Origin of the sequence: Bacillus sp. UNC438CL73TsuS30 (assembly GCF_000482325.1) — a bacterium.
Taxonomy (GTDB): Bacteria; Bacillota; Bacilli; order Bacillales; family Cytobacillaceae; genus Neobacillus.
In genome coordinates this window covers 446,180-452,179 of sequence record NZ_KI535296.1, presented here as the reverse complement: position 1 = coordinate 452,179, position 6,000 = coordinate 446,180, and the positions used below count along the sequence as shown (strand labels likewise).

The 6,000-nt window shown below is 38.6% G+C and carries 7 protein-coding genes; 1 reads left to right on the top strand and 6 read right to left on the bottom strand.

Annotated features, from left to right (window positions below):
• Positions 1 to 116 precede the first annotated feature (116 nt).
• Positions 117 to 1,316 (bottom strand): ornithine--oxo-acid transaminase, encoded by a 1,200-nt coding sequence (locus M028_RS0123820; RefSeq protein WP_026576083.1) that lies wholly within the window; start codon positions 1,314 to 1,316, stop codon positions 117 to 119.
• 159 nt (positions 1,317 to 1,475) lie between these two features.
• The gene (gene yugI, locus M028_RS0123815) at positions 1,476 to 1,877 is read right to left on the bottom strand and encodes a S1 domain-containing post-transcriptional regulator GSP13 (protein WP_026576082.1); all 402 of its coding nucleotides are present in this window, start codon (positions 1,875 to 1,877) and stop codon (positions 1,476 to 1,478) included.
• A 206-nt stretch (positions 1,878 to 2,083) separates the two neighbouring features.
• On the opposite strand from yugI, the gene M028_RS0123810 reads away from it, so the two are divergent.
• On the top strand, positions 2,084 to 2,320 hold the full coding sequence (locus M028_RS0123810; protein ID WP_026576081.1) for a helix-turn-helix domain-containing protein: 237 nt from the start codon (positions 2,084 to 2,086) through the stop codon (positions 2,318 to 2,320).
• Positions 2,321 to 2,484: 164 nt separating this feature from the next.
• Here the strand turns inward: M028_RS0123810 and M028_RS0123805 are convergent, their stop codons facing one another.
• The 4 genes from M028_RS0123805 to M028_RS0123790 form a co-directional block, all read right to left on the bottom strand.
• Positions 2,485 to 2,751, bottom strand: a complete 267-nt coding sequence (locus tag M028_RS0123805) for a DUF1871 family protein (protein ID WP_026576080.1) — start codon at positions 2,749 to 2,751, stop codon at positions 2,485 to 2,487.
• A gap of 21 nt (positions 2,752 to 2,772) precedes the next feature.
• On the bottom strand, positions 2,773 to 3,150 hold the full coding sequence (locus M028_RS0123800) for a PH domain-containing protein (protein WP_026576079.1): 378 nt from the start codon (positions 3,148 to 3,150) through the stop codon (positions 2,773 to 2,775).
• Between the two features lie 94 nt (positions 3,151 to 3,244).
• On the bottom strand, positions 3,245 to 4,657 hold the full coding sequence (gene gndA / locus M028_RS0123795) for an NADP-dependent phosphogluconate dehydrogenase (RefSeq protein WP_026576078.1): 1,413 nt from the start codon (positions 4,655 to 4,657) through the stop codon (positions 3,245 to 3,247).
• Positions 4,658 to 4,808: 151 nt separating this feature from the next.
• Positions 4,809 to 5,990 carry a serine-tRNA(Ala) deacylase AlaX gene (locus tag M028_RS0123790; protein ID WP_026576077.1) on the bottom strand — a complete coding sequence of 394 codons (1,182 nt, stop codon included), beginning with the start codon at positions 5,988 to 5,990 and terminating at the stop codon, positions 4,809 to 4,811.
• Between the last annotated feature and the right edge of the window lie 10 nt (positions 5,991 to 6,000).

Sequence of the window (6,000 nt, the reverse complement as noted above, 5' to 3'; positions counted from 1 at the left end):
AACCTAAAAAAGATGACCCCTGTTCAATACAGAGATCATCTTCTTCAAGTTGCCTGACCTTTTTTTAAAATGTCCTTTACAAAGGGTACACATTATTTTAGCAAGGATTTTTCTTTTTAACCCAACACCTTTTGAATTCTTTCTATTGCCCAATCTAATTCTTCTTTCGTAATCACAAGCGGTGGTGCAAATCGAATGACTGTATCATGCGTTTCTTTACAAAGCAGTCCTTGCTCCTTTAATTCTTCGCAATATTTACGTGCAGGTTCAGTTAATTCCACCCCAATAAACAACCCGCGTCCGCGGACTTCTTTAATTTTTGGATTGTTTATTTCTTTTAACTTACTAATAAAATACTCGCCAAGCTCTTGGGATTTTTCAGCAAGCCTTTCATCGACCAATACATCAAGCGCAGCAATAGAAACAGCACAAGCAAGTGGATTTCCCCCAAAGGTTGAACCGTGGGACCCAGGATTAAACACACCCAATATATCTTTATTGGCACAAACACATGAAATCGGCATTACCCCCCCGCCTAATGCTTTACCTAATATATATACATCCGGTTCAATATTTTCCCATTCACATGCAAACATTTTCCCGGTACGTGCCAGGCCAGCCTGAATCTCATCGGCAATAAAGAGAATGTTATTTTGTTTACATAGATCAAATGCAGCTTTTATATAGCCTTCCGGTGGGATGACAATTCCAGCCTCTCCCTGAATCGGTTCAATTAAAAAGGCCGCAGTATTTGGGGTAATCGCTGCTTTCAATGCCTCTAAATCACCATATGGGACTAGCTTTATCCCCGGAAGCATTGGACCAAAACCTCTTTGGTACTCGGGGTCAGATGACAAAGAAACAGCCGTCATCGTTCTGCCATGGAAATTTCCATTGCAACCTATAATCTCTGCCTGATTTTCCGGAATTCCTTTCACGTCATAACCCCATCGGCGTGCTGCTTTAAAGGCTGTTTCAACCGCTTCTGCTCCTGTATTCATAGGTAAAGCCATTTCTTTTTTTGTTAAGTTACAAATTTTTTCATACCAAGGCCCTAACTGATCGTTGTGAAAGGCCCTTGATGTTAGGGTAACTCGGTCTGCCTGATCCTTTAGAGATTGAATAATCTTTGGATGACGATGTCCTTGGTTAACGGCAGAATAGGCACTAAGCATATCCATGTATTTAGTGCCTTCAGGGTCCTCCACCCATACTCCTTCTGCACGAGAAATGACAATTGGAAGCGGATGATAATTATGGGCACCATATTTCTCTGTTTGTTCAATTAATTTATTTGTATTTATTTCTGCTGCCATAAAGCTTTCCTCCATTTCAATGATGAAATATGTACTAATATTATTGTAGCCGAGCGGAGAAAAAAGAATGACCCAAAATCATAAAAGATTTTTACTAGATTTTGTTAATAAAAAAGCCCAGATGTTATAAGAACTCTAAACATCCGGGCTTTTTGGTTATTATTTTTTTATTTCTTCGCGCTGTGATTGGTCAATCCATTCTTGAAGCTTATCTTTTAGTGTATTAAATCCTTGCATTCCCTCAGCATCTGGAACAATTGCAGCTGCTTGGCGCTTGCGAGGCTTTTTGACTGGCTTTGCAGCCTGCTGAGCAGGAGCTTCTTCGGTAGCTCGAATCGATAAACCAATTTTACCTGCTTCCTCATCTACAGATAAAACTTTTACTTTTACTTCATCGCCAACTTTAAGATGGTCATTAATATCCTTTACATAGCCGTGTGTAATTTCAGAAATATGCACAAGACCTTGTGTATTTTCCCCTAGCGCAACGAATGCACCATAAGGCTGAATTCCTGTTACCTTACCTGTTAATATACTGCCTGTTTCGATTTTTTCCGACATGAAAACACTCCTAAATCAAAATTTATTTATATCCCAATATATGCAATAAAAAATTATATCACAATTATGGCATTAAATCAAAAGACATTAAAAATTGCTAGAAATATTTTAAAAATTAACACAATGTTCAAATTCACCATCGGCATTATTGATATAGTATGATAAAATATATATAAAATTAAATTTTTCTAGGAGAGGTGAATAGTATGAGATCAATCGGCCAAATAATTAAAAACTGTCGTGAAATGCAAAATATGACACAGCAAGAATTGGCGCAAAAGGTTAGAGTAGGATTATCTACGATTGAAAAATACGAATCCGGAGAGCAAGTTCCAAGCAGACAGACGATTTTAAAGCTATCAACCGTATTAGATATTCCTGCATCAGAGCTATTAGACCAAGCGTTTCATACACAATCCTCTACCATTGATCAAGGATTGTAGAACCATTTGAGTATATGATATAGCGCGGCATATGCCGCTTTTTTTATTTTTTCTCCATTTTATGTATAAAAAAAAGGAAACTGGAAAACCTTATTCTATAAGGCTTTCTAGTATTCCCCCTTTTTGAAGTGGACACCCTTTCCGGGATGTCCTCTTTTTTTTATTTAAATTGAGCATGAGTCATTGTTTTTAATGAGTAACAGTTTCTCAGCAATTTCAAGACAGAGGTTGATGGGAATAACCTGTTCAAAAGAAAACTCGTAAATGCTTTGAATTTTTTCCGCAAGTTCGGACAGATCCTCCAATTCATGAATCGCCTGAATCGTATCAGCAATCTCTGTATCATAGTTGCCTTCTTTTAATTGAAAAGGATCCCATTCATTTAATAAATCGACAAATTTTAAATTCGTTTGAAGCTGACTATTCTCCATATTCCTATCACCTAAATTCCCCTATTTAAGTACATATTCCGCCAAAACGCTTTGAAGTTCATAAATATTTAAGTTCTTATTAAATTGTTTTTGCAGAGGCAGCGCATTTCCGGAAATCCATATTTTTAATTCAGCATCTAAATCAAAATTACCTGCTGTTTCAATACTAAAATGTGTAATACTTTTATACGGAATGGAATGATATTCGGTCTTTTTCCCCGTTAACCCTTGTTTATCCACTAATATCAGGCGTTTATTTGTAAAAATAAATAAATCTCGAATTAATTTATACGCTTTTTCAATTTTTTCATTTGATGCAAGGACTTTCGCATATTCCCTTTGTAATTCGGCAGGGGTTACTTCAGATGCATTCCCCATTATTCCATCAAAAATTCCCATTGATCTCACCCCCATTTGATAGTTTTAGTATACGTTTTTTTCTCCCTAATAAAAAGCCAGGCAAATTAATAAAATCTGCCTGGCTTTGTCCATTCTATTTTGCAAGCCATTCCGTATGGAAGGTGCCTTCTTTATCCACTCTCTGATAGGTATGAGCACCAAAATAATCCCGCTGTGCTTGGAGCAGGTTCGCTGGAAGAACCTCAGAGCGATAGCTGTCATAATAAGCAATGGCACTAGATAGCCCCGGAACCGGTATACCTGCCTTAATAGCAACGGAAACGACCTCTCTCGCTGCATCCTGATAATCAGCGACGATGGATTGGAAATATGAATCCAATAAAAGGTTCTCCAAATTCGGATTACGGTCATATGCCTCTTTGATATTTTGCAGGAATGCTGCACGAATGATACATCCGCCACGGAAAATCATCGCAATTTCTCCTGGCTTTAAATCCCAGCCATACTCATCAGAAGCCACCCTATATTGGGCAAATCCTTGTGCATAGGAAACAATTTTACTCAAATATAATGATTTTCGAATCAATTCAATAAATTGTTTCTTATCCCCGGTAAAATTAAATTTGGCAGGACCGTTTAAAATCTTGCTCGCTTTAACACGTTCCTGTTTCAACGCAGAAAGGAATCGTGAAAAAACAGATTCCGTGATAATCGAAAGCGGTACTCCCAAATCAAGCGCACTTTGACTTGTCCACTTTCCCGTTCCCTTTTGACCAGCAGTATCCAAAATAACTTCAACAAGCGGCTTCCCTGTTTCAGGATCCTTTTTCGAAAAAATGTCCGCCGTGATTTCAATTAAATAACTGTCCAGTTCTCCTTCGTTCCATTCCTTAAATACTTCATGGAGTTCCTCTGCAGATAACCCAAGCAACTCTTTCAAGAGATGGTAGGACTCACATATAAGCTGCATATCGCTATATTCAATACCATTATGAACCATCTTAACGTAATGCCCAGCCCCGTTTGGCCCAATATATGTACAGCATGGATCCCCGTTTACTTTTGCAGAAATAGCCGTTAAAAGCGGTCCTACCTCATCATATGCTTCTTTTTGACCGCTTGGCATAATTGCTGGACCTTTAAGCGCCCCTTCTTCTCCGCCGGAAACGCCTGCGCCAATAAACAGTATTCCTTTTTCGGCAAGTTCGGAATTTCTACGAATGGTATCCTTGAAAAAGCTATTTCCACCATCAATGAGGATATCACCTTTATCCAGATAAGGTAAGATAGACTCGATCGCTTTATCGGTAATCGCCCCGGCATTTACCATTAATAAGATTTTGCGGGGAATTTCAAGTGATTGAATAAACTCTTTTATGTCTGTTGTACCGAATAGGTTTTTCCCTTGGTTATTTTGAAGTATTTCATATACTTTCTCAGTAGATAAATCATAAATAGAGACAGCAAAACCTTTACTTTCAAAATTCAGCGCCAGGCTTCTTCCCATAACCCCAACGCCAACTACTCCTACTTGTTGTGTCCTCAAATTAAACTCATCCCTTCAGTAGTTGAAAAAAATTTCATTTACCCCTAATTATAATAGAAAATTTATTTCAAACAACTTTTATGCAAAAAATTCTATCGAAATTCTTCTTTGTCCTCCTACTTATTAACATTTGCCTTTTTTTAAATTTTAATTAGGAATTAACTAGGTGTTGCAGCATTTGTTCACCTGAGATTTTCATTTCCCCACCGCCCTGGGCAAAGGAGTCATTGCCGCCGCCTTTTCCGTTAATAAGGGCAAGAGCTTTTCCAATAACTGTTTTCATATTTTCCGACCTGGCAAGACCTCTTGCACATACGATTTGCAAGCGGTTTTCATTTTCGGACAACAGGTAGACAAGTGAATCTCCATTTTCGGTTGTAATCAAACGCGCCAGCTTTTGTAGCTCTTGAATCGTACGGTTTTGAAAAACTTCGCCGATGGTTTGATCTTTATATTTTATAAGCATTTCCCTAGCCTCATAATGTAAGAGCTGATCCTGGGCCTGTTCAATTGATTTCTCAAGGCTTTTTCCAGTTTCAAGAAGCCGTATTACAGCCTGTCCCATTTCTTTCTCAGGAGCATTTAAGAGCCGAGTTAGATCCATCAAAATTTTATTCTTTTCGTGCAGCTGCTGAAGAACACGATTCCCACAAACAAATTGAACGCGGACTTTTTTCTTCTGCCTTTCCCAATCAAGTATTTTGATAGCTCGTACTTCTCCCGTTGTATTCGGGTGGGTCCCGCCGCATGCATTGTAATCAAATTCGGGAATAATCACAAGGCGAATATCTTCTTTTACTTTTGTTGCTTTACGCAGCCGGTAAAAGGATAATTCTTCTTCCGTCACCCATTTTACCTCGATTTGCCGATTCTCTAAGATCACTTGGTTGGCTAGTTCCTCAGCTCTATTGGCCTCTTCCTCCGTTAAAGTATCCGTTTCTAAATCAATCGTCACCGACTCCTTCCCTAAATGGAAGCCCACGGTTTGATAATGAAACAATTGGTCAAACGCAGCTGATAAAATATGCTGCCCAGAATGTTGCTGCATATGATCAAATCTGCGTGTCCAATTGATTGCTCCCTGTATTTCTTTATCCGTTTCCTTTAAAGGCTCTTCAAGATAATGACGAACCTCCCCTTCGATTTCTTCTACATTTATGACAGCTTTTCCACCGATTGTTCCGGTATCATGCGGCTGACCGCCACCAGTTGGATAAAAAGCCGTTTCCTTTAGAACAACATACCAGTTTCCAGAGTCATCGCTTTCTTGCTTTAAAACGGCAGATGAAAAAGCCTGAATGTACGGGTCTTGATAATATAATTTATTCCGCATGGCTGTGCAC

What these genes read in the sequence shown, in the direction of transcription:
- M028_RS0123820 (WP_026576083.1), bottom strand. Translation starts at nt 1,316, where the DNA reads ATGGCAGCAGAAATAAATACAAATAAATTAATTGAACAAACAGAGAAA.
- yugI (WP_026576082.1), bottom strand. Translation starts at nt 1,877, where the DNA reads ATGTCGGAAAAAATCGAAACAGGCAGTATATTAACAGGTAAGGTAACA.
- M028_RS0123810 (WP_026576081.1), top strand. Translation starts at nt 2,084, where the DNA reads ATGAGATCAATCGGCCAAATAATTAAAAACTGTCGTGAAATGCAAAAT.
- M028_RS0123805 (WP_026576080.1), bottom strand. Translation starts at nt 2,751, where the DNA reads ATGGAGAATAGTCAGCTTCAAACGAATTTAAAATTTGTCGATTTATTA.
- M028_RS0123800 (WP_026576079.1), bottom strand. Translation starts at nt 3,150, where the DNA reads ATGGGAATTTTTGATGGAATAATGGGGAATGCATCTGAAGTAACCCCT.
- M028_RS0123790 (WP_026576077.1), bottom strand. Translation starts at nt 5,990, where the DNA reads ATGCGGAATAAATTATATTATCAAGACCCGTACATTCAGGCTTTTTCA.